This is a genomic window from Pseudomonas sp. PME37.24/025 (assembly GCF_055556615.1).
The window spans coordinates 1-263 of record NZ_JBVHNK010000286.1; the positions used below are offsets into that span (position 1 = coordinate 1).

Consider the following 263-nt stretch of genomic DNA (forward strand, 5'->3'; position numbering starts at 1 on the left):
TCACCCGGCATCTCCTCCCCGCGGACGCACCGCTGTGGGGTGCGGCGCTGCGCGCCCTCCCGGCCGGCATCCTGCTCTGGCTCCTCGCCCGCCGGATGCCACGGGGAGCGTGGTGGTGGAAGGCGCCGGTGCTCGGAGCGCTGAACTTCGGCGGCTTCTTCGTCCTGGTCTACGTCGCCGCGCAGCTCCTGCCCTCGTCCGTCGCGGCGTCGATCATGGCGCTCGCACCGTTGGCGCTGGCCGGTCTCGCGTGGCCCCTGCTG

At 74.1% G+C, this 263-nt stretch carries 1 protein-coding gene; it reads left to right on the forward strand.

The features are described from left to right. On the forward strand, positions 1 to 263 hold a 263-nt coding region (locus tag ACZ3HH_RS30405; RefSeq protein WP_465810340.1), incomplete at both ends, for an EamA family transporter.